The sequence below is a fragment of the Bacillus sp. BF2-3 genome (assembly GCF_008368795.1).
Lineage (GTDB): Bacteria > Bacillota > Bacilli > Bacillales > Bacillaceae_G > Bacillus_A > Bacillus_A cereus.
In genome coordinates, this window is sequence record NZ_QOSA01000017.1 from 57480 (window position 1) to 80518 (window position 23039).

Genomic DNA, 23039 nt, shown 5'->3' on the forward strand with positions numbered 1-23039 from the left:
TATGATATTATAGTTATAATTCGTAATTTACTTTAGAAAACAAAAATAAGGAGGCTACACAATGCAAAACGCCGTAAAACTGGATGAAATCGATCATAAAATTATGAACTTGTTGTATGAAAATGCGAGAATTTCTGTTTCAGAAATAGGACGAATTATATCCATGACGCAACCTGCTGTAAAAGAACGTATTAACAAGCTTGAAGATCAAGGAGTTATAGCGGCTTATCGAACGAAATTTGAGCCTGCAAAAATTAATAAAAACATTCAAGCATTCATCATGTTTAAAACGAGCCAATGCTCTGATTTTATCCAGTATTGTAATGCAGCTCCTGAAGTAACAGATTTATTTCGAATTAGTGGGGAATTTAATTATATGATGAAGGTCATGAGCGATTCGATGGATTCTCTCGCTACATTTTTAGACTCTTTAATGCAATTTGGCTTGTCATCTCCTTTAATTGTTTTAAAGAGTGAGTTTGAGGAGAAATTGTCATTCTAATAAAGGATACGTATTATCCTCCGCTAACAGTAAAAGCTTTTCCTTTATGAGAAAATCCAACAAAATTAATGATTAGTAACAAAAAAAGAACATTGATTTTCAATGTTCTTTTTTATATCTCTACTTATTATTTAGATTGCTATTCGAAAAAAGTACCTTAATCCCCTTACCCTTGATTCCTCTGCGCCTCTCTAAACTCCTCCTTCACCTTCTCTAACAACCCTTCTTCCGTAATTAATCGATACGCCGTATTTGCTAATGCTTTTGCCGATGTAATTAATGCTTTATCTCCAAGTTCTGAACGTGCTGCTTCTCTAAATTCATTTGTATGTGCAATTAAATCATCTGGTCCGATTTTAATGTACGGATGAATTGTCGGTACGACTTGACTTACGTTTCCTGCGTCGGTTGAACCGATTCCTACTCTTTCTTTACGATTTACATCTTCACCTAATAGTTCTAGTTCTTCCGCTACAATATCGTTATATGTTTTTGTTACGAGTAATTCATCGATTTCATTTTGGAATTGATGGATTTTTACTTTTGCACCTGTTGCTAACGCTGCTCCCTCAGCAATATTTTTTACTTTTTCTGTTACTTTTGCACATCTTTTTCGCGTTGCTGCACGGATGAAGAACCTTGCTGCAGCGTAGTCAGGAATAATGTTAGGTGCTTTTCCTCCTTCTGTAATGACGCCATGAATTCTCACGTCTGACGGAAGTTGTTGGCGAAGTGCATTAATACCGTTATAGAGCTGAATAATCGCATCTAATGCGTTAATCCCTTCTTCTGGCGAAGCTGCAGCGTGAGCTGTTTTTCCGTAAAAATGAAAATCAAGTGGATCGACTGCTAGTGAAGGACTCGTTGTCGCTGTTTTTCCGCTCGGATGAATCATAAGCGCCGCATCAATGTCTTTAAATAAACCTGCCTTTACATAACTTGATTTCGCGCTACCATTTGGCCCTCCTTCTTCTGCTGGCGTACCAAACACGACAACTTCTCCGCCAATTTCTTCAAGTGTTTCTGATAATGCGATTGCTGCTGCAACACTAATTGTGCCGATTAAATTGTGACCACACGCATGACCGAGTCCTGGTAAAGCGTCGTACTCCGCTAAAAATGCAATTGCCGGTCCTTGTTTTCCAGAGCTTTTTCGCGCGATAAATCCCGTTTCATGTCCAGCTATATTGTGCTGCAACTGAAACCCTGCACTACCTAGTAATAAACTTAACGTTCTTGATGCGTAAAACTCTTGGTTTCCAATCTCCGGATTCGCATGAATATCATGACTTGTTTCTATGTACTTTTCCTTATTTCTTTCGATACTCTCTTCAATTGTTTTTCTTTGTGACGCTACTCTTGTCGCTCCCATTGTTCTTCCTCCTTTTATTTTCACGTAAAAAAGCCTCTTTCTAAAAGATAGAAAGAGGCTTCTGTATATACAGTCAAAATGAGCTTCTTTCTTATCTTTCAAGTTACCTTGCTGGAATTGGCACAGTATTCATAACGAATCCGCTGCCGAGGTATCATAGGGCCAGTCCCTCCACCTCTCGTGATAAGAATTTTCATAAAATTATATTAAATTATTTTTTATTCTAAGTTCATTCCAAGTAAAAGTCAAGGAATTCCTATCCGAATTTACCGAATATCTAAAAATCCTTTTAATACACCAATTGTCTCAGGTGCTTGCAGTCTTGCACATACGTACGGAAATTCCGTACTACCTTCAAACATCATTTGAGATGTAAGCGGTGCGCCTGCCCAGAAGATTTCATCATCGATTACTAGGAACGGGAATGCTTTATTTTGTCTTTGTAACTTTACATTTTTCAGTGGAACTGGTCCGTCACTATACACTGTTATTTGCGCATTTGTACGCATTAACGCTTGCCATACTCGCTTATCCACTTGTTTTGTACTTGGAAGTGAAATAATAATTTTTCGTTTTGCTGCTAAAATATCTTTTAATAGCCCTTTCGTTTCCTTAAGATTCATTTCCATAAACCAGCGTAAACGTTTCGATATTTTTCGTTCCCACAATTGTCTTGATGTCGTGCGATCATACACATTTCCGTGACGTTCTATATGAGCTGTTAATTGTGATAACGCTTGTTTTCTCGAAAGGTTTTTACGCATATAATGGCAATCTGATAATTGAATGAACTTCCCTCTCGCCCTTGTCACTGCTACATTGACGAGGCGATGGTTTTTGTGATCAAAGAATAATACGCCAGGTCGTTCTTGCGGATAACTGTCAACCGTATCAAAGATCATCATATCTCTTTCAGAACCTTGGAACTTATGAACTGTCGCCGCTAAAACTGGTATGTTTTGATATTTCGTTCTCTGCAACATTTCTCTCATACACGTCGATAAAAAGCGTGACTGCGCCCTGTAAGGCGTCACAACACCAATGGATTGCACACCATCTAACAATCCGATTAACATCATTTGCATTGCTACTAAACCAGACATAATGTTAAAACGTGAACCAGAAGCAGCATCTTTTAACGAAAAAGCTCCCATTTGGCTCGTATCAAATAAAACACTCGCTTCATTTGCGAACGGCTGCAATTGCGCAAGTTCTTTACGCTCTGAAACAGACGGATGATCGTATACTCTATTTTTATAAATAAACGAATTCGTAAACTTCGATATATCTGCATGCATACGTCTTTGTTCCTGCAACATAAATAGGTTCGGATGTGCTTCTGATTTATTAACAGACTCAACAATCCCAGCATGGTAAAACATATCTTCCCCAAGCCATTTGCGAACGAGTTCATGATTTGCCATCGCAATTGGAGGTAACTGTAAAAAGTCACCGCAAACGACGATACGTTTTCCAAGTGAAGCAGCTAATGCAATTTGCGGAACATATGCCATACTCACTTCATCTACAACAACTAAATCAAATGTACGCTCATAAATAAGTGAATCAATGGCACATTTCGATAAAGTTGCGCCGATTACTTTCGCATTTTCAATGTATTCTTTTTCTACTTCTTTAATTTTAGCCTTTTGCTTTCGAAGGTCACTTTCAATCTCTTGTATACGCTTCTTATCAGCAGATGTTGCTTCATACGATAAGATTTTTTCACGAAGCTCTTGGCGTGTTTCTTCTAAATAGAGTCTTTCCTCACCCCAAGATCCGTTCGTCGTTTCAACTAACTTCGACGCAAGTAACGTTTCATGATTTCGTATATGTTCATGTTGACTATAACCGTAACGAACAATTTCACCAGGCGTCCATTTCTTTTTCTTCTCAATTTGCTTCGTTACTTCACTCATTAATACGTCTACTGCCGCATTACTATGAGCTAACACAAGTACCGATTTTCCTTTTTGATAATGAGCCGAAATAATACGTGATAAATTGTAAGACTTCCCTGTTCCAGGTGGTCCCCATACGTACGTTGTCGGATTGTAAAACGCGCGATATGCCAGTTCATTTTTCGGATTTTTCATCTTCTCAATATGTTTCGGACTGCTCGTCCCATCAACAAGACGCTTTATACGATTACGTTTTAGCTTATCTTTACGTGCTTCTTTCAATCGCTCTTGCAGTTGCTCTAACAATTGCCACGGTTCACTGTATAAAACCGCTTCTCTTATTTCACCTTGTATATAATCATTTAATTTCAGCTCTATTTCTAATCCATGTACAGATAACACTTCCCCTGTCGCTTCCTCACCATCGAACTCAATTCGAATCGGTGAACCTTCAGGTAAGCTTACTTCCGAAATAAGCTGAAATACGTATACTGTACTTTCATAATCTGTATATAAAAAACGACCGTTCATGATAGAAATTTTACTACCACCTATCGTTTTCCAATGTTTAATTTCATACGCTAATGCATAATGCCACTCTTTCATCGTTTCCGATAATGAAGGAGTTTGAGTAGGTGTATTCATCGTATAATCTCCTTCCTTCTCCCCAAACATACTTTCTCACTATACCATATAACACGCTAAAATTTGTAAGGTTTTTATCTTGCTTATTTTCTTAATTTTCAATAATATATTGTATATAATTTTCAGAAAGAAGGAATCTACATGCCAGTCAGAAGAATAGAACACGTTGGACTTATGGTTGCAAACTTAGAAGCATCTATCTCATTTTATGAAGAAGTAGTCGGCTTACAGCTCCTTAAACGCATGGGGCACCCAAACCCAGACTTAAAACTCGCTTTTTTAGGTGTGGAAGAATCGAAAGAAACGATACTCGAATTAATTGAAGGCTACAACTCTTCCCTTCCGGCAGAAGGAAAAGTACATCACATTTGCTTTAAAGTGGATTCATTAGAGGATGAAATCGAAAGACTAAAGAAACACGCAGTAACCTTCTTACTAGGAGAAGAAATCGAAACATTACCAGATGGAACACGTTACATATTCTTCGCTGGCCCTGATGGAGAGTGGATTGAGTTTTTTGAGACGGAGAGATAAAGTGAAACTTTAGTCAGCCCACAATAAACGGGATAATAACTCTATGATCCACATAAGGAGTAGAAACTGATGAATACAGTTTTTATTATCGTTTTTTTGGGTACTTATACCATTGATCTCATGGGGGTATTTGGCAATTTAAAAATGCTGTTTACTTATAGCAGTATCTTTTACGAATGCAAAAATAGCCAAAATACGCAAGCAGTTTCGCATAAAAACTTGCATATTTTAGGCTGTTTAATTGTACTCCTTATTTTGTTAAAGTTACCTGTCAGTTCAATTCCAAAGACCTCAGCTGACGATTAACTCAAGTACCGATCTCGGATGACTCTCATATGATGAAGTTCGTGTTCTGTATCCGCTACACTATCTGTAGCAACAGTTGCTATCTCAATTTTCTTCAACACTTGACAAGGTAACACCTTCTTTTTCAAATTCAAAGAAAAGTTTTTATTTTTCAGCATAAAGCATTATAACTCAACTGTTTTCATACAAAATTTTATGTAAAAACAGAAAGGCGAGGATTCCTCATATCCCCGCTACATCAATGATTTATAAAATCCTATATAAGAGATACATAGACAAAAAAACAAGAACCCCTGTACATACAAGGATTCTATGAAATTATTTGCTACCGATAATGGGGCGTTGTGTTAACTATATACGAATATCATATTCATCCAAAATTGCCCTTATTGATGGTACAATTAAAGTCTTGGAGGGGGATTATGGGAATTATTTTATATTTTGCATTTTATTTTGGAGTACTGTTTCTTATAATTGGTACTGCATTAGTTTTATTTATTATGGCTGTATTACCAAAAATCTGGAGTAAAAATCTATCATTCGTAATGATCGGTTTAGGGATCAATATACTTACTATTCCGTTGTCTTTTTTTATAGGTGGGATGGCAACAGATTCTCCTGATAGTACTAGGTTAGATTTTTGGAAAGGATTTTTCTTTATTCAAAAAATACCGCTCTTTTTACTGAGCTTTTTATTATTTTTAACTGTGGTGTTGTGGTTTATTCGTAAGAACAAGAAAAAAGTAAACATATAGAATTTCAAAACGACTTCCAATAACAAGAATTATGTAAATAAGCTGTCCATCTGGACAGCTTATTTATATAATTTTCTTTATGGGAAGTACACTTAAGGCCATTTTTAACTTAATAGGAGTCTAATATCTCAAGTTTCTTAGCTAATACCCAGCTATTTAGACCTAAATATGCATAAATATTGTAATAAAAATAATTCCCGTTTCTCAATGTTTCCTATAATCTTTTAATATCTTCATAGAGTATAGGCCAACCTTGCATTAAGATATTATATATATATTTCTTACTACAAATATGGACGGTATTATCCTTGTTGCAGTTTTAATTTTATTCAAGTCTATTGTAATTACACAGATTGAAATATCTATTCAATTTCAAAAATAGCAAAGGAAATGTATATAAAAAGATCACTTGTCTTAGAAACAAGTGATCTTTTCATTAGATATACTGCAACTTGCTAACAGCAGGTAATTGTTATCCTATTCATATGTTCAATAGATATCATAATACATTTTTTAGTTATATAGACGGAATTGTTTCTAATGAAATGAGACCAAAAATATTTCAAAAGGTACCATTAATTATTTAATGCTTTAAAAATGCAATTTTGAACCTTTCGAAGCACTAAATTAGATAGATTTTAATAAACTTCGAACTTTGTCTGCATCAGGATCTCACAATTGAGCCTGAGTAATTAATGCTGTCAACATAGCAAAAGGGTCCTGATTGAAACAAACTCTTTTATGAGTTTTACAAGAGTAAACTTTTAAACATATAATTACATTTCTACTATTTATTTTACCACTTGTACAGATACTGGTTTCCACCCCTGATTCTCTACCCAATCAATATTAACCTTATATTTTTTATTACTTTGTTTATCTCGTACATTACCGTAGGCTTTATTATTACCATTATTTCCAATAAAATCGAAAATCAATTGGCTCTCTGGAACATCAACAGCATAAGAGATTGCTTTTTTCATCTCACTCCAATCTACTGTTCCTTCTTTAAATTTCATATCAGGTTTCGCTCCTTGCTCTGTACCAATTGGCTTCCATGAAGGATTAGTTTGAGGATCCTTTTCTTGAGATACCGTTTTTTCTTCCTCTTTATTTTCATTTCCGTTCGTTTTTACCGATTTTTCTACTTTTTGTTTCCCTTCTAACTGTGCTGCTTCTTTATCTTCAGTTTTCTTTTCTTCTATCTTGGCTATTTCTTTATCTTCAGTTTTCTTCTCTTCTATCTTTGCTGTTTCTTTATCTTCGGTTTTCTTCTCTTCTATCTTTGCTGTTTCTTTATCTTCGGTTTTCTTCTCTTCTATCTTTGCTGTTTCTTTATCTTCAGTTTTCTTCTCTTCTATCTTTGTTACTTTCTTTTCTTGAGCAATTGCTTTCGTTGATGTATTAGAAGGGGTAAACAATTGGTATGTCACTATACCAACTGTCACTAATACCAAAGTAAATGCAATATTAAAAATTGCCTTTTGACGACGATTCTGTTGTTTTTCTTGAAATCTGCTTACTTGTCCCATTCTTCAAACCTCCGTGTTTACTTTCTCCTCTACTCTTTATGTATTATCCCTAAAATTCTTAATATTTTTATTAAACAATAGAAATAAACTACACTTTCCATACAGGATTTCATATCATAATATAATTTGTGTTTTTTCAAGTATCTGACATATGTTATTCAAAATAGTTTAATACATTAAAAATTGATAAGCTTCTGCACTTAAGAAACCTTCAATTTTATTCAAAGGTGATTCCAATTACGTCCACATTAGATTTCCTGTAGAAAGCTTTTTAACAATTAAGCCTCTTCTTCCCTTATTTATAATTTTCAAGTTAAATTTCCCTCTATAGTATAATAAAGATGTTTCGTTTTCTAATGGGGTATGTCGTAAAATCAAAAGAGATTTTATCTCTTTTACCTTCTTTTCAGAGTAAATTTCACCACTAGGAAATTCTATTATTCCTAATGTAATCTTTAATTCGCTCTCATCAAAAGTCCACTCTTTATTAAGTTCTCTTATCTTTTGTATAAAGCTTCTTTTGGTTTGTCCTATATAGAGCAATGTTACATTCTTAGCATATACTCTAGAGATTGCAAATATCCCCTTCTTAGAAGCTTCTTCCCTATTATAAAAGTCATTTATACTATACATGCCATACCACTTAATATGTACTGTTTCTATGAATATCACCTCGTTTTTAGACAATATTATAATTTATGAATATTCAAATTATTATGAGCGCATAGTCTTGATTACTTGAATTATAAATTGTGCTTTTCAATAATACATTTTATTATTACTAATTTCAATATTGAAGAAAAAATACAATACTATAGTTTAATTACAAAGCTGTATAAAAACAAAGTGATGTCGTTCCACATATTTTCTTTTTTTACAATATCAAACTATCGTGAACAAAATTTTAAAAGTTATGGAATAAAAATACAATTTGTATGTACATACATTTCTATTAATTGAAGAAAAAGAGTAGAAATTTAATCTCTCTACGCTGTTAAAATTATTCAACTCCATAGAACTGTACATCTTCTAGAGATACTAATTTTCTAGTTTTGATGTTTTTATAGTGCTTGAGCGTGATATTATTCAAGTTTTTTCATTGAGAATGCATAAATACAAACAAAACCAGTAATACATCTTTTCTGTACCGTACTGGTTTTGTTTAAGATCATCTTAAATTATAGCTAGTTCACCGAGATTGCAAATTCCGATTTCGGTGCCCCAGCGAATACGATTGTTCCGTTCTTCGGAAGTTCCACCTTGTTATTGCCACTCACAATGGTGAAGTTGACGCAAACTCCCTTCTCATCATACACCGCAAATGAACCATTTGATGGCAGCGTCACGGTCATCCTTTTGTCTGTTGCCGCTTGTGGAATTGTAAACCATTTCGCATACCCATTTGCATCCAACGTAACTTTAGATGATCGGTCTACATCAATTGGTTTTACATTAGATTCACTTACGTATAACAATCCAGCCATCTCCATATATTCATTGCCGCCTTCTGTATAGAAATGCGTTTCCGTCGTATCACGACCATTCATCACGGGTACTTGGATCTGATGCACCGCGGTGTTCGGACCTGTAATTTTTCTGCCATCCCAATAGCCTGCTGGGCCTTCCTTGCGAGTAATTTGAGTACTAAGATGTTTCGACTGAACAAGATATTGAATAGAACTAAATTTCTCGTTTACACGATAAAACTTGACACCTTCCCTCTTTGCCCATGCAGCAGCGGTTTTCTTCGAAAGCACGTTATCTTCTAGTTTCTCAGCTAAATAGTGGGTCATCACACTTTGCCCTAAACCTGGATGAGATTTATATGCGCTCTCCTTCAAATAAGTTCTTCCATTCTTCTCGGTTACGAAGTTGAACTTGGAAGTACCCCCCTCATTAATAAAGCTTCCATCAGCAGTATATACATATTTTTCTTCTGGATTAGATGGTAAGAATAGCTCACCGTTCTTCGTAATTTCAATCTTGAAATGAGTTTCGCTATTACCATAAAATCCAGCTTTCTTTGCTACGCCTTGAGGCATTTTGACTTTGACCGGCTTACCAAAGGATTTGTTCGGCTTGATTTCCTTAATCGTACCTTTTTCTTTAAGCGTAGCGAGCAGCAATTCAGTTGCCATTAGCTGATTTGTAGAGCTCCGTCCACCAGATGTCAATACAGCCGCTGCTATTTTCTGTTCCGGAAGCACGACTAATATAGCATGTTGCAATGCCGTATCGCCGCCCTTAGCCAAAGCTTTGATCCCATATTCACTGAATGGGTATAGTTTCACACTATCCCAGCCAAGACCATAGTTAAAAATATTCTCGCCAGCCCCCGGCCACATTCCTTTCTTATATTCCTCTTGCTCCATCGCCTTGACTACCTTATCAGAGAGGATTCCTTTTCCCTGTCCCATAAATAGTTGTGAGAATCGCACCATATCTTCTGCCGTAGAAGATATGCCTCCCGTACCAATAACATTCACCGATTCAATTGGAAGTTGTCCTTGGTACGCCGGGAAATATAGTCCAGCCCGATTTTCATCCCTCCATTTGTCCTGCGGCGTTTTCGTATGATTCATCTTTAAAGGTCCTGTAAAGTTTTGATGTAGAAATTCAGTAAAACTCATACCACTAACTCTTTCCACCAAAATTTCGGCCAGCGTAAAGCCATCGTTACAGTATACCGAGAAAGCACCAGGGTCCGCCTTCAAGTTTTGATTTGACAATTGCTGTAACAAGGTATCATGGGCATAGGTATCATTATCGTTAAATAAAAATGCATTACCTAACGTAGAACCTTGCAATCCAGAGGAGTGATTCAATAACATACGCGGTGTAATACGTTTGTATCGACCGTCCTTCATCTTAAAATCAGGAACATAGCGGACAACAGGAGCATCCAAATCGACTTTTCCTTCATCGACCAATTTCATTACAGCCGCTGTTGCATACATTTTACTGACTGAACCAATCCCATATTGAGTATCTTTGGTTAGCGGCTTTTCCCCTTCCAAATCATTCTTGCCAGCCTGACCCGACAAAATAAGTTTTCCATTATCAATTAGCGCATACTGCACGCTATTCGCTTCATAAGACTTTGTAAGTAGCTCCGCCTTCTCTGCTGAAATCTTCTTCAGTTCCTGACTAGCTACTTCTTCACCAGTTACAACTGTAGTCTCACTTTCAGAAAATGCTTTCACTCCTGTTGGTAGAATCATAGTTACCGCTAATGCAGTGGCTAACACACCAGTTAGCTTATTTTTCATCACGGAATTACCTCCTTAAATAAGTGACCGTTTTCATCATTTGTTTGTTCCACTATGAAAATATGATAAAATTTATCCGTTCTCCTCTTTGACCTACTTGCTAAATTCAGCAAGTAAAATATTTTTAAAAGGATCAGGACTATCAGCTTTAATACTGTTTAAATTGACGGCCAATGTATGCTTGCCTCCAAGTGTGCCCCCAGCAAAAGTTAAAAAACCAGGAATGGTTCCTCCATGCCCCCATATCGATTCACCGTTTGAAAGCTTCATTTTGAAAATTCCAAGCCCGGAATCACCAAGCTCATCTACTCCTGTAGGGACTGTTGTAAGCATTTGCTTTAGTTGCTGTTCTTTCAATAATTTGCCCCCAAGTAAATAAGAAAAGAATTTGTTTAAATCATCAGCTGTAGAAATCATATCTCCGGCCGAGCTCCCCATACTTGGGTTATAATAAGTAACATCTTTCGGCTCACTTGCTCCGTCTAATTGGATATATCCACGGGCATGCTTGGTTCCTGGAATGACGCTTGAATTTCCAGGTAAGAATGTATTCGCTAATTCAAGTGGTTCAATAATTCGATTTTCAATCTCTTCCGCATAGCTGTTCCCAGTTACTTTTTCAATAAGAATTCCTAGTAATACATATCCTGTATTTGAATACGACCAGCTCTTTCCTGGAGCAAAATCTGGAGGCATGGATATTCCCATCTTTACTAATCCTTCAGCAGTATAAGATTTTTTTGTATCCATCATATTAAAATCCTTTGACCTTGTGTAATTAGCGATACCACTTGTGTGGTTCAATAATTGGCGGATAGTAATCTGTTTATCATCATATCCATTTCCTTGAATGACACCAGGTATCCATTTTTCAATAGAATCGTCTAGATTTAAGCGGTTTTCTCCTGCTAATTGAAGTATAACTGTTGCAGTGAACGTCTTTGTCACGCTGCCAATTCGAAAACGAAAATCTGTTTTCATTGGTTTCTTAGTACTCAGATCAGCTACACCAGCCGCATAACTCCATGTTTTTCCACTCTCAGAAGTTTTAGCAAGTATCCCTGGATATCCTAGTTTCAATGTATCCCGCATTGCCTCTTTGACGGAATTATGATCTCTTTGGGTGCTTGTTTGTAACGAACTAGATACATTTTGAATGGACTCCGCTTTTACACTTGAGGTTGGAGTTGTATAAAGCAGGGAACCTCCAGTTATTAAAAGGGCTAAACCTGTACATGTAATTTGACGATGCTTTTTCATCAAAATAATCCTCTCCCCTATTCATATTGTATAAATGGTTATTTGCTGTTTGGAACGAATCACACGGCTTTCTGACCTAAAAAATAGTCTATCCTTTTTTTGAGATGTATGTTAACTTTTGTAATGTCTCTTTTCCTCCAAACAAGTCTTATTAATTGATTTGTTTTTTTATAGAAATATATAGTATTTTTTCTCCTCTCACTCTTCTTTACATTTTCATCTTACACAATGAAAATCTCTTTTTTCTTACCTCTTCCTTACAAATTCCTTACGTTCAAAATTACTTTTATAATTGATTATTTTTTATTTTAATAACATTTAGCTGTATTAATTTGATAGGAATTTGACTTCACATAAAAGTTTATTTATTCTGAAAAATGAATTTAAATACAAATTAACTATTTAATATTCAACATCTCACCTATACATGTCCTAACATAAGTTCTTATCATCTATATGTATTATTTATTACAACAGCTTTCACGCTAAAAATAAGATATTTCAAAAAAGAGAAATATAGGTATCTTAACAAGAGATTACCAATATAAACAATGTGAAAATGTAAGAACCCCTGTATTACTGCTGATTTCCCTCTAACTAATACAGTTTCAAACATTAGACACAAATACTACATGTAATGTTGAATTTATTACCTATTCAAAATTCTGTTTGTTCATTTTTTCTTAAAATACAAAAATATTCAACTTATAAATATACAAGCTATAATAGGGACGTCTAGGGATAACCTATTAGCACCTTAGAAAATATCAACTTTCTAAAATTGGACAAGATGAAAAAATCACTCACAGAAAGGTGTGTAATCAAAAAGAAAATTCATTAAAAATTCTTTAGTAGCAAAAGACATCGCATTAGCTATGCCTTAGCAATGTCTACAATGTTGACGAGGTTATTGAAACGATATAAAGGGATGGAAGACAGATGTCTCACGAATTAAAAGCAATAGTTTTAGGGGGAATTCTGGACATACTTACAATTTTTTAATCCTTATTCACTTAAATATACCCATCTACAATCAAAATATTTTGAAAGCGTTAACAAACATTAGGTTTTAGATTCAATTAGAGAAGAACACACGATTTGAGGAACTTGTAGGAGATTCATTTTCCAGAACGACTTATATTCCTAAGACTTAAGAATAGGATACAAGGAGGATTTATTATATGAATGGGAATACTGCTAAAAAAATAGAATTGCAATCTGAAAATACTGTGATTACAAACGATAAATATTTGGATCCTAAAAAGTGGCATAAGCAAGATACTACGTGGGCATTGAGCCTTTTTGGGACAGCGATTGGAGCAGGAGTACTCTTTTTACCAATTAATGCAGGTTCAGGTGGTTTATTATCATTATTACTCATTACATTACTTGCCTATCCAGTTATGTATTACTCACATAGAGCGCTTGCTAAAATGATATATGCTTCCAATTCTGCCGATGAGGGAATTACGGGAACAATAAGAGAGTATTTCGGAAATAAGGCGAGTATTATTTTTAACATCGTATACTTCGTCTCAATTTATACAATTGTCTTGATGTATTCAGTTGCACTTACAAATACTGCAAGTAGTTTTATTGTGAATCAATTACATATGAAAGAGCCCTCAAGAGCCATTTTATCGCTTGTCTTAGTACTGGGTCTTATCGCTATACTAAATTTTGGTCAAGATATCACTGTAAAAATTATGAGCTTGCTAGTATACCCTTTCATAGCTTCTCTACTATTTATCGCAATATCTCTAATTCCTCAATGGAACACATCAATGCTTAGTTTTTCAGATGTCTCTACTGCTTCAACCGGAACAGGTTATTTTGGAACGATATGGATGATACTACCTATCATAGTGTTTTCATTCAACCATTCTCCAATGATTTCGTCTTTTGTGATAAAACAAAGATCTACGTATGGAATAGAAGCAACTGATGCTAAATGTGCGCAAATACAAAAAGTTTGTTATATCATGACGTTCGTTGTTGTTATGTTCTTCGTTTGGAGCAGCGCACTGAGTTTGACTCCAGATGATTTAAAAGTGGCAAAAGAGCAGAACTTATCAATCCTATCCTATCTCGCTAATGAACTTAATTCGCCAGTAATTACGATTGCAGCTCCTATTATTGCTTTTATGGCTATAACAAAGTCTTTCCTTGGCCATTATATAGGATCATATGAAGTAATGCGTGACATGATTATCAAATTTGGTAAAACACGTGGAAAAGATATAGAAGAAAAAACAGTTAAGACAGTAATTCTTACTTTTGTCGTATTAACATGCTGGTATGTTGCTTATGCAAATCCAAGTATTCTTGGGCTCATTGACGCTCTAAGCGGTCCATTAGTTGCTGCTATCTTATGTCTATTACCAATGTATGCGATCCGTAAAGTACCGGTATTAGCTAAATATAGAGGTAAAATGAGCAATGTATTTGTTATTATTGTAGGAGTACTTACAATCTTAGCAAGTATTAAATCTTTATTCTAACTTACTAGTTGATTATCGTTATTACAAATCAGAATAACAAATTATCAAAACGAAAAGAAGTTGACGAACGATGTATATAAATATAAAAAAATCTATGTATATTTAAAATTTAATTTATGGTTGTCTATATTAATATACTAGGATTAACCAGGAAGCATCCAACAAATTATTATTAATCACTACATTTTCTTTCATAGTATGTCAACGTATAAAAAGACACTTTCTATAGTGTCTTTTTATACGTTATAAGATGAATACACTAACTACATACTTATAATTGGAGAGCTTTTGTGAATATCTTCTATGAGTTGGTCCTTTTCTTTCCCCGTTCATTTCTTCTTTTGAAAAGGTACCCCTATATGGACTAAATATCATAAAATGTTAATTTTCTTTTGCTTGCCTATATATTCAATCGCCATCCAGCCATTTTTGGGTATGTTCGATAAAACGTTTTGTCGCTGGTAATGCGTGTTTAATTGAAGTAAGTGACAACCCAAGCGATCGTGTAGGTTTGTCTTCCAATTCCACAACCGTAACATTTTCGCATTGTCCTTGTAATGCGAGTTCAGACATGACACTGATTCCCAGCCCGTTCTCCACCATCGCGACAATCGCATGATCATCACCGGTTTCAAATTGGATATCGAGATGAATCCTAGCAGCTTCTAATACTTTCCTAACATCGTAACCACATGAAGAAGCAGGCATAATAAAAGGCTCTTTCTCGAGCTGATCGTACTGAATTATAGATTGTTTACTTAATGAGTGATTTTTAGGAAGGACACATAGCATTCGATCTTTTCTTAGTGGAATAGATTCTAGATGGCCCGCCGATGGTAGTGACATAAAACCTAAGTCAATCACCCCTTGTTGAATCCACGTTTCAATCATTCCGTAATCACCTTCCATTAATTTGATTTCAATTCGAGGATATTCCAAGTGAAATCGATGAATGATTGCAGGCAACCAGTGAATAGAAACGCTTGTAAAGGTTCCAATGCGCAAGGTTCCTGCAACTATCCCATTAATCTCTGCAACAGTTTGCTTCAATCGCTCATTATGATTTACTACTTCACGAACATGCGTTAAAACACGCTCACCATTTTCCGTTAATCGAACTCCCGTTTTATTCCGGGATAACAGTTGAAAACCATACTCCAATTCAAGACTTCTAATCGCATGGCTGACACCTGACTGAGTCACGTTCATTGCTTCGGCCGCTCTTGATAAGTTCCCCATTTCAACCGTCTTCAGAAAGATTTCTAACTTAGTCAGACTCATCGATTCTCCTACTTTCTCATGTATGAATTTTGTTCAAGTATATCATTACATATATTCGTTTTACTAATACTTGAATCACAATTAAACTAAGTACATAAAAATTTTAAAGGAGAACTAAAAATGAAACCAATAAAGGCTAATCTTATGATCTTACTTGTTACAATGACCTGGGGTACTTCCTACCTTTTTATGAAAATCGGATTGGAAACTGTCCCTTCATTTTCTCTTGTTGCATTACGCTTTGGTATTGCTTTTTTTGTTTGTGCTGCTGTTTTTTTTAAACAATTTCGTTCAATTCATTTTGTCACCTTAAAATACGGCTTTATTCTAGGATTTTTACTTTTCGTTGTATCTGCTTCAGTCATCTTAGGTTTAAAAACGACATCAGCTTCAAATGCTGGTTTTCTAGCCAGTTTGACCGTAATCTTTATCCCTTTATTATCTATCGTTCTGTTTAAGGATCGACTGAGCTACAGACTAATCATTAGTTCCCTTGTAGCAATGACTGGAATTGGTTTACTGACTTTGAATAATCAATTAACACTTAATTCTGGAGATTTACTCTGTATACTCGCTGCTCTCTTTTATGCTTTTCATATTATTGTCACCGGAAGGGCGGCTAAAGTGGCCAATACATTGCAGCTTGGAATTCTTCAGTTGGGATTTGCAGGAGGGTTTGGCGTACTCTCTGCCCTGATTTTCGAAGAGCCGCAACTTCCATCCACTAAAGAAAGTTGGATCGCTGTACTGGTATTAAGTATATTCTGCAGTGCTTTTGCCTACATCATTCAGGCGATGGCCCAGAAATACACAACACCGACACATACAGGACTCATTTTTTCATTAGAACCTGTATTTTCTGCACTATTTGCATACCTGTTCATGAACGAAGTATTGTCACTCAAAGGGTATATCGGAGCATTACTTATTCTAAGCGGTGTTATACTTGCTGAGATAAAAGTAAAACGAAAATCTACATTATTGCTCTAAACCTAATCGTTCTTAACATAACAGAATCGGCAATTGCTGTCTCTTATATATATATTATTAGGGCTTTATCAACATTGTTTACTAATATTTGGTCAGGAAGTCTTGTAGATCGTTCAAATAAAAAATGTCTCATGATAGCACTAGGTTTATTTTTTATACGAGCCCCCTCACCATCAATTTAAGAATTAAAAAAAGAAGGGGATTATCCCCCTCCTTTTTACGCTTGCTCCGACTGTCGGAATTATTTAATAAAACCACGATTCAACTTAGTTAACTTTTCATTGATGTTAAAAATTCTTACTCTAATATCTTTAACACCAGCTGCTTCAAGTCTGTTCTTGTGCATTTCCGCGTATTTTTCAGCATCTTGTTTTTCTTCAAATACATAAATGCCTCCAGCTTCTTTTGTTTCTTCATTCTCAGTCCATATTTTCCAGTGGAATCCTTCTTCTTCGTTAATACTATTTGCTAAATCCCAAAATCCTTTTTCCATTTCTTCACCAAAAGGACCTTCAAACGGAAAATCAACTTGTAATAAATATGCCATTTTCACTCACTCCTATTTTTAATATAAAATTCTTGCCATTCTTTTACTGATTATGATCCGAATGATCGTAATGTCTAAATTCGTATTGCTATTATTATTCAAGCACTAATTGGAGAATCCCCCTATTTGTAACATAATCACAAAACGATAGTAACTTGAACGCATAAAGTGAAAGTTTAATAGTTTTCAGTTATGTTTAAAAAATATGATACAAACTTACCCCTAAACTAAGGACAAACAAAACAAGTGCAGGTATTGCTTTCTTAAAGGGATCTCTCGCTAATACAATTAGAGTTAATGCGGCTGCAAGCATCGTACCGCCTAATAACAATCCTGCCCATAAAGCTACTACCGGAATCCAAATTCCTATCAACATTCCAATCGCTCCTACAATCTCAAAAGCTCCAGTTAAGAAATTAAAAAACGAAGGTAAACCAAATCGTTTGAATTCATCTGCCATTTTCCCGGATATAATTTTCGTTCCTGTCATTAAAAAGAACAGAAACAACACTACTTTTACAATATTGATGAAAATTAAAATAGTAATCACACCTTTCTTATTATTTGATAAAAACTCAGTATTATTCAGGTAGTAGTCACTACCTTTACCCTATTTCCTGAGATTACCCGTATGGAAGTCGCTTCAATTTACATTACCCTTTTCCATATTAAAGGGCTAGAAATTACATGCTATAGCATGTATAATACAAAAAAATTTGACTGGTACTAAGCAAAAAAGTGACCCTGAATCAGATATCATACAAAATAAAGTTATCTTCCCATTCTTCCAAATGAAAATTATATGCTACAGCATATATAATACCTAAAACAAAGTTTGTTCCTTATGAATAGCATAGCATCAATAAGGAACAAATATTAATAGCGTGTATCATACAATTTGTTTAATAACGATTGTAATACTTTAATTTCTTCCTCGCTCAAATTACTCGTAACGAAATGGTGAGCGTCTTTCACTACAGGCAAGATTGTTTTCTTTAACTCGTCACCTTTTTCAGTTAAAAAAAGGTTATGTGAACGCCTATCTTGGTCATTCAAAGCCTTCCTTACAATCCCTTTTCTCTCCATTGACTGTATCATTCTAACAACAGTAGTTTGATCTTTATCAATAGCTTCCGCCAACTCTTTTTGAGTAGTGCTCCTTTGGCTACAAAGAACACTAATAATCCCCCACTGCTCTGGCGTAACTCCATAAGGCTTTAATTTCTTCGTAAAATAATTGGTCATTTTCACATCAGTACGATGAACAAGATAGCCTATTAAATCATGTAAGTTCATATATCACCTCTATAAATTAAGATATAAAAGGATATAGCATACCAGTCAATCATTCACAATGAATGTATTTGTTTCACCATATATATGCTATGGCACATATAATAAAGTAGATTATTTTAATTGTCAAATGATTTACCTATTATTTTTCAAAAACAAAATCGCCTCCTTAGATTATAGAAGGAATGACTAATTTGACGTATCTCTCTGACGATTTCTCCCTTATCATTTTATGATATGCTAATAACATTTGATAAAATATGGTATCTACAAATAGTCAAACACCTTTAAAGATACCTCATCCAGTTCTTGCTTTTGCAAGATAAACAGCATATAATCCGTTAACCACCCACATTAGCAACGAAAACATAAAGAAAAGGCATTCCAAATATGAAACACCTTCTTTCGTTTTATAAAACCATCCACTTAAATCTATTTTACAAATATAACATTCAACACGCTGAAATCTTCTATTTAACGTAATCACTCATTTAACTAAAAAACTTAGTTAATTGCACAATGCTCTTCTCACTTTTCTTGCAAAATTTAGTGGATCATCAACGTCTTCGATATTAACGTAAATCAAATTTGGATCATCACATAACCACTCATTGTGTATAGACGAAACGATTATTCCTTGTTTAATAATTGTCGCCACAAATTCAGTGACTTCTTTTTGTAAGAGTGCTACTCGGCCTAGGCATAATGCCCGTCCAGTTTTATTGTCTCGTGATTCGAATGAAAAAGAAGTGGTTACTCTAAAACGTTTCCCCAAGATTGTTGCTCGTATTTCATCCCTGTTTATTGTTGCCACGCATTTCCCACCGGCGAATCCTTCTTGTCCACCGATAATTCTTGCAAACTGTTGACAAATTGATTCCTCATTAACTGCCATACCTTTAATCATCCCCCCTTTTACTGTTAGGTTATGAATGAATACATAGGTCTGAAACGGTAATGAATCTAATCTATTATAAAAAAATGATGACAATCTACCGAAAGCTATTAACTCAATTATTCTTGATCGTATGAATTGTTATCAGAGTTTAAATGGTGCGGAATTTTCATTTTATGTTTAATGGGCATCGGAGACTGAAAGCAAAACTCAGCTATTATATGGTAAGACATTTTTAAAAAGCATAAAAAAGACACCCTAAGGTGCTATCCTCCGACTTGAGAATCTTATCTATGTATGGAGAAATTTTGAAAAGACAAATACAAAAGAGAAGATTCTAACTATAATTTATAGAACTCTTATGCCATGAATTACTTACATATTTCCTTATTTACCAGAAGAAGAATCTCAGTTACATTATTTTCTGAACAGTCTCGTTAAAGCCATCCCAAGAAATCCAATGCCCATTCCTATTAGCCATCCAGTTTGGGCATTACCTAACATAGATCCCACTCCTCCACCAAGAAACATACAGCCAACGAATACTAATCCTCCAATTCCCCAATTCGGCCGTTCCATAATTCAATCACATCCTTTCAATAAAACATATGCGATTAGCTCCCTCAACTTTCTTCCATAGGATAGTTCATTATTTTGCTTAGGTTTAGCGCTATCAGGGAATTCGAAAATTTCTCTTTTTTATATAGACCATTTATTTGCCACATTTCTGTTTACTTATATTTTTTAAAAGAAGGTTTCCATTCTGTTAAATCCTGATAAACAAACGTTATATTGTTACATATTTCCTCTACAACTTCGTACATACGTTTCATATCACTAGTCGTAAATAATATAGATCCTTTGCGTTGAGTGCTATCTACAATAGGTGGTATGATGTCTCCCTCTTTTAGTAATAGATCAATTAATAAGACCTCGGATATGTTACTTAACTCCTTATACTTGATTTCTTTTAAGCAACCTGGTTTTGGAATCAAGCTTAAAGACATAGCATGACATTTTGAAGATACACATCTAAATTCATCTATAGTCTCAGTAGCTAACGCATCATAATAGTATCCAAATTGGGATATGCCGGTTGTTAGTTCCACCATATTCCAGATATTACCACCACCTATTCTAACTTGAGATTCTATAATTATCGGCTTATTTTTTTTGTCTATCTTTACTTCTGTATGAGTAATGCCGTTTTCCATTTGCATGTCGTCCAAAAATAGCATTACTTTTTCCATAATTAATTGTTTTTGAGATTCATCTATAGGTGCTGGCATAATAGTATAGTTTATTATAAACGTACCTTCTTTAAATACTTCAGCTGATATCGCTAGTATAGAATGTTTTTTGTTATAAGAAACGGCTTCGACCGTATAAACTACATCACCTTCAATGTACTCTTCCACTAAAACAGGTAGTTGAATACCATTTTCTTCAAAAAATACCTCTACGTCATCTCCCGTGTCTAGCTTAGATACACCTTTACCACCTGCGCCAATCGGGGGCTTTATTATAATACTATCTTTTTTGTTCAAAAATTCATTAATATCTTTAATGTTATTGCAAACTGTCGAATCTATCGAAAAGTCTTTACCTGCTAGCATTTCACGCATCATGTCTTTATTGCGGGTTATCATATTAGCATTGTAAGAAGGCCCTTTAACATTAAAAATCTTTGCAATTATGCAAGCCGTATCTAATGCTGTTTCGTTGAAAGATACAACCACATCAAATGGTTTCTCTTTGAATAATTCTTCAGCATAGTATATAGACAAGGGTATATTTGTCGTGTCTAATTCTTTTTTATAGAAACATTTTTCTAAGATAGTCCCATCAAAATATATGTGTTTAGCGTACGATCCTATGTACGAAACAATATAGCCACTGTCTAATGCATCTTGTATAGGCTTTGTCCATCCCCCTATAAATAAAATGTGGGCTTTATTTTCTATGTCAGTTCCTTTTAATACCTTATGCATCACAATCATCTCCTCTAAAATGAACTCGTATATTCAATATCATTTCCTTTTGATACGCCACGTCTTAACAACGCCACTAAACACAATGTTGTTCCGAATCCCCCTATGAATAACGTAGTTTGAAGCCCAAATATAGAAACTAAAAATGCACTAGCAAAACTTCCTAATGCCCAAGCCCCCCAATTCAGCGTACGTTGTACAGCATTTACTCGGCCTAGCATGTGACTTGGTGAGGCAAGTTGTCGTATGGTTGCAGCGTAAGGGCCAAATACACCTTCTCCCATACCATGTATGATACTTGCAGCTACTATACCGATAATGGTTCCCATATATCCCATTATCGGTATAAAGGCCAAACCAGTAACTGATACAGTAGCGCTATAAATAAGCATTTTTGTATTATTAATTTGTTGACTTTTTTTCATGAGTATCGTGTTACCTATTAAAAATCCCACCGCTGCTGAGCCTACAACAAACCCTATTTCAAGTTCAGATAGACCCATTACCTTATACAGGAATATTACTAAAATACTATTTAGTATGTATTTAAAAAAACCGTAAACAGCGCCACAGGTTACAATTGGTTCTAATACAGGGTGTTTTTTAAAATATACCAAGCCTTCATATATGTTTTGGTATATGGATTTTATATTTACGTCTTTTAAAGAGCCCTCTGTATGCGGTTTAAACTTGGAAATAAATAATACAAATGCAAAACAAACAAAATACGTTACTGCGTCAATAGTAAAAGAGCCTGTTAATCCAAATAGAGTAATGATGATTCCTGCTAGCATAGGACCAATTACTACAGAAAGAGACTCCGAAAGTGCTAGTTGAGCATTTCCTTTTTTTAACTTGTCTTTATCTGTTACTATTTCCGGTAAGAAAGAAGGAACAGCAATGTTATAAAATGTAGTAAATATTCCATTTAAAAACATGATAAACACTAATAAAGGGAACGTTAAAATATTTGTTACAGTCAGTATGAATACTGATAAAAATAATACTCCTTGACATATACTACAAATTAGCAAAACATTTTTCCTATGAAAGATGTCTATCAAAGCACCGGCTACTAACCCGAAAATTAGGTAGGGTACAAATATAATCCCACGAAGCATGGCAGCATTTGCCTCGCTTGTTTGTAGCACCTCTAATGCAAAAAGAGGCAAAGCTACCATTGTAAGCTGGGTACCTAACAAACTTATAGACTGTCCTAGCCAAAGCTTGTGAAAATTAAAACGTTTGCTATCTTTCATAATATCCCCCCACTAAATTCATATTTATAAATTATCAAGTTAACGATATAAATAAGAACAGGAAAAGCCTATCTTTCAACTAATGTCTGTACCACATAAAAATTCGAAGCCTAATATAAAAGCGATTTTAGTTTCAAAATGAAGACTTGATCTTTAAAGCTCTCTTGACTATTAAAAAGCTCATTTTCCGATTTTATGTCACTTTG

Annotated in this window: 20 protein-coding genes, 1 pseudogene and 1 riboswitch; of the genes and pseudogenes, 7 read left to right on the forward strand and 14 right to left on the reverse strand. The window is 34.8% G+C overall.

The window, feature by feature from the left end:
* Positions 1–61 precede the first annotated feature (61 nt).
* Positions 62–502 (forward strand): Lrp/AsnC family transcriptional regulator, encoded by a 441-nt coding sequence (locus DN401_RS13925; RefSeq protein ID WP_001178564.1) that lies wholly within the window; start codon positions 62–64, stop codon positions 500–502.
* 166 nt (positions 503–668) lie between these two features.
* On the opposite strand, the gene DN401_RS13930 is transcribed toward DN401_RS13925, so the two are convergent.
* Together DN401_RS13930 and DN401_RS13935 are read right to left on the reverse strand one after the other, a co-directional pair.
* Entirely contained in the window at positions 669–1874 is a 1206-nt protein-coding gene (locus DN401_RS13930) for a M20 family metallopeptidase (RefSeq protein WP_149287760.1), read from the reverse strand.
* Positions 1875–1962: 88 nt separating this feature from the next.
* Positions 1963–2064, reverse strand: a riboswitch (SAM riboswitch).
* Between the two features lie 76 nt (positions 2065–2140).
* Entirely contained in the window at positions 2141–4450 is a 2310-nt protein-coding gene (locus DN401_RS13935; RefSeq protein WP_149287761.1) for an AAA domain-containing protein, read from the reverse strand.
* Between the two features lie 111 nt (positions 4451–4561).
* Between DN401_RS13935 and DN401_RS13940 the strand changes: the two genes are divergently transcribed.
* From DN401_RS13940 to DN401_RS13945, 3 genes are all read left to right on the forward strand, one after another.
* Positions 4562–4954 carry a VOC family protein gene (locus tag DN401_RS13940; protein WP_023522430.1) on the forward strand — a complete coding sequence of 131 codons (393 nt, stop codon included), beginning with the start codon at positions 4562–4564 and terminating at the stop codon, positions 4952–4954.
* Between the two features lie 69 nt (positions 4955–5023).
* Positions 5024–5260, forward strand: a complete 237-nt coding sequence (locus DN401_RS29825; RefSeq protein WP_001098753.1) for a hypothetical protein — start codon at positions 5024–5026, stop codon at positions 5258–5260.
* 422 nt (positions 5261–5682) lie between these two features.
* Positions 5683–6015 carry a hypothetical protein gene (locus tag DN401_RS13945; protein ID WP_000511405.1) on the forward strand — a complete coding sequence of 111 codons (333 nt, stop codon included), beginning with the start codon at positions 5683–5685 and terminating at the stop codon, positions 6013–6015.
* A gap of 791 nt (positions 6016–6806) precedes the next feature.
* Here the strand turns inward: DN401_RS13945 and DN401_RS13950 are convergent.
* The 4 genes from DN401_RS13950 to DN401_RS13965 all read right to left on the reverse strand — a co-directional run bounded on the left by DN401_RS13950 (position 6807) and on the right by DN401_RS13965 (position 12076).
* Positions 6807–7547, reverse strand: coding sequence for a YrrS family protein (locus DN401_RS13950; RefSeq protein ID WP_149287762.1), 741 nt, complete (start codon positions 7545–7547; stop codon positions 6807–6809).
* 237 nt (positions 7548–7784) lie between these two features.
* Positions 7785–8219, reverse strand: a complete 435-nt coding sequence (locus DN401_RS13955; RefSeq protein ID WP_140421575.1) for a sodium:proton symporter — start codon at positions 8217–8219, stop codon at positions 7785–7787.
* Positions 8220–8731: 512 nt separating this feature from the next.
* The gene (locus tag DN401_RS13960) at positions 8732–10816 is read right to left on the reverse strand and encodes a serine hydrolase domain-containing protein (protein WP_149287763.1); all 2085 of its coding nucleotides are present in this window, start codon (positions 10814–10816) and stop codon (positions 8732–8734) included.
* Positions 10817–10909: 93 nt separating this feature from the next.
* On the reverse strand, positions 10910–12076 hold the full coding sequence (locus DN401_RS13965; RefSeq protein WP_033692716.1) for a serine hydrolase domain-containing protein: 1167 nt from the start codon (positions 12074–12076) through the stop codon (positions 10910–10912).
* Positions 12077–13257: 1181 nt separating this feature from the next.
* Here DN401_RS13965 and DN401_RS13970 point away from each other — a divergent pair.
* Positions 13258–14577, forward strand: a complete 1320-nt coding sequence (locus tag DN401_RS13970) for an aromatic amino acid transport family protein (RefSeq protein ID WP_149287764.1) — start codon at positions 13258–13260, stop codon at positions 14575–14577.
* Between the two features lie 408 nt (positions 14578–14985).
* Here the strand turns inward: DN401_RS13970 and DN401_RS13975 are convergent, their stop codons facing one another.
* The gene (locus tag DN401_RS13975; RefSeq protein ID WP_000059810.1) at positions 14986–15858 is read right to left on the reverse strand and encodes a LysR family transcriptional regulator; all 873 of its coding nucleotides are present in this window, start codon (positions 15856–15858) and stop codon (positions 14986–14988) included.
* 120 nt (positions 15859–15978) lie between these two features.
* Between DN401_RS13975 and DN401_RS13980 the strand changes: the two genes are divergently transcribed.
* Entirely contained in the window at positions 15979–16848 is an 870-nt protein-coding gene (locus tag DN401_RS13980) for a DMT family transporter (RefSeq protein ID WP_000802592.1), read from the forward strand.
* Positions 16830–17000: pseudogene (locus DN401_RS30175) on the forward strand (MFS transporter); the annotation flags it as partial. The gene DN401_RS13980 and the pseudogene DN401_RS30175, both read left to right, overlap by 19 nt.
* 89 nt (positions 17001–17089) lie before the next feature.
* Here DN401_RS30175 and DN401_RS13990 read toward each other — a convergent pair.
* The 7 genes from DN401_RS13990 to DN401_RS14020 all read right to left on the reverse strand — a co-directional run bounded on the left by DN401_RS13990 (position 17090) and on the right by DN401_RS14020 (position 22833).
* On the reverse strand, positions 17090–17395 hold the full coding sequence (locus tag DN401_RS13990; protein WP_000323764.1) for a monooxygenase: 306 nt from the start codon (positions 17393–17395) through the stop codon (positions 17090–17092).
* Between the two features lie 196 nt (positions 17396–17591).
* Entirely contained in the window at positions 17592–17942 is a 351-nt protein-coding gene (locus DN401_RS13995; RefSeq protein WP_033690982.1) for a DoxX family protein, read from the reverse strand.
* A gap of 329 nt (positions 17943–18271) precedes the next feature.
* The gene (locus DN401_RS14000) at positions 18272–18691 is read right to left on the reverse strand and encodes a MarR family winged helix-turn-helix transcriptional regulator (protein WP_001048567.1); all 420 of its coding nucleotides are present in this window, start codon (positions 18689–18691) and stop codon (positions 18272–18274) included.
* 505 nt (positions 18692–19196) lie between these two features.
* A complete protein-coding gene (locus DN401_RS14010) occupies positions 19197–19583 on the reverse strand; it encodes a DUF1259 domain-containing protein (protein ID WP_002204749.1) in 387 nt (128 codons plus the stop codon).
* A 417-nt stretch (positions 19584–20000) separates the two neighbouring features.
* The gene (locus DN401_RS29830; RefSeq protein WP_000441009.1) at positions 20001–20162 is read right to left on the reverse strand and encodes a hypothetical protein; all 162 of its coding nucleotides are present in this window, start codon (positions 20160–20162) and stop codon (positions 20001–20003) included.
* 152 nt (positions 20163–20314) lie between these two features.
* A complete protein-coding gene (locus tag DN401_RS14015; protein WP_082185436.1) occupies positions 20315–21583 on the reverse strand; it encodes an ATP-grasp domain-containing protein in 1269 nt (422 codons plus the stop codon).
* A 5-nt stretch (positions 21584–21588) separates the two neighbouring features.
* Positions 21589–22833, reverse strand: coding sequence for an MFS transporter (locus DN401_RS14020; protein ID WP_000655287.1), 1245 nt, complete (start codon positions 22831–22833; stop codon positions 21589–21591).
* Positions 22834–23039 lie beyond the last annotated feature (206 nt).

Excerpts from the sequence above, each read along its gene's own strand:
- DN401_RS13950 (WP_149287762.1), bottom strand. The coding sequence starts at position 7,547 with ATGGGACAAGTAAGCAGATTTCAAGAAAAACAACAGAATCGTCGTCAA.
- DN401_RS13945 (WP_000511405.1), top strand. The coding sequence starts at position 5,683 with ATGGGAATTATTTTATATTTTGCATTTTATTTTGGAGTACTGTTTCTT.
- DN401_RS13965 (WP_033692716.1), bottom strand. The coding sequence starts at position 12,076 with ATGAAAAAGCATCGTCAAATTACATGTACAGGTTTAGCCCTTTTAATA.
- DN401_RS13925 (WP_001178564.1), top strand. The coding sequence starts at position 62 with ATGCAAAACGCCGTAAAACTGGATGAAATCGATCATAAAATTATGAAC.
- DN401_RS13970 (WP_149287764.1), top strand. The coding sequence starts at position 13,258 with ATGAATGGGAATACTGCTAAAAAAATAGAATTGCAATCTGAAAATACT.
- DN401_RS14010 (WP_002204749.1), bottom strand. The coding sequence starts at position 19,583 with ATGGCAGTTAATGAGGAATCAATTTGTCAACAGTTTGCAAGAATTATC.
- DN401_RS29825 (WP_001098753.1), top strand. The coding sequence starts at position 5,024 with ATGAATACAGTTTTTATTATCGTTTTTTTGGGTACTTATACCATTGAT.
- DN401_RS13940 (WP_023522430.1), top strand. The coding sequence starts at position 4,562 with ATGCCAGTCAGAAGAATAGAACACGTTGGACTTATGGTTGCAAACTTA.
- DN401_RS13960 (WP_149287763.1), bottom strand. The coding sequence starts at position 10,816 with ATGAAAAATAAGCTAACTGGTGTGTTAGCCACTGCATTAGCGGTAACT.
- DN401_RS13930 (WP_149287760.1), bottom strand. The coding sequence starts at position 1,874 with ATGGGAGCGACAAGAGTAGCGTCACAAAGAAAAACAATTGAAGAGAGT.
- DN401_RS29830 (WP_000441009.1), bottom strand. The coding sequence starts at position 20,162 with ATGGAACGGCCGAATTGGGGAATTGGAGGATTAGTATTCGTTGGCTGT.
- DN401_RS14020 (WP_000655287.1), bottom strand. The coding sequence starts at position 22,833 with ATGAAAGATAGCAAACGTTTTAATTTTCACAAGCTTTGGCTAGGACAG.
- DN401_RS14000 (WP_001048567.1), bottom strand. The coding sequence starts at position 18,691 with ATGAACTTACATGATTTAATAGGCTATCTTGTTCATCGTACTGATGTG.
- DN401_RS13935 (WP_149287761.1), bottom strand. The coding sequence starts at position 4,450 with ATGTTTGGGGAGAAGGAAGGAGATTATACGATGAATACACCTACTCAA.
- DN401_RS13990 (WP_000323764.1), bottom strand. The coding sequence starts at position 17,395 with ATGGCATATTTATTACAAGTTGATTTTCCGTTTGAAGGTCCTTTTGGT.
- DN401_RS13975 (WP_000059810.1), bottom strand. The coding sequence starts at position 15,858 with ATGAGTCTGACTAAGTTAGAAATCTTTCTGAAGACGGTTGAAATGGGG.
- DN401_RS14015 (WP_082185436.1), bottom strand. The coding sequence starts at position 21,583 with ATGATTGTGATGCATAAGGTATTAAAAGGAACTGACATAGAAAATAAA.
- DN401_RS13980 (WP_000802592.1), top strand. The coding sequence starts at position 15,979 with ATGAAACCAATAAAGGCTAATCTTATGATCTTACTTGTTACAATGACC.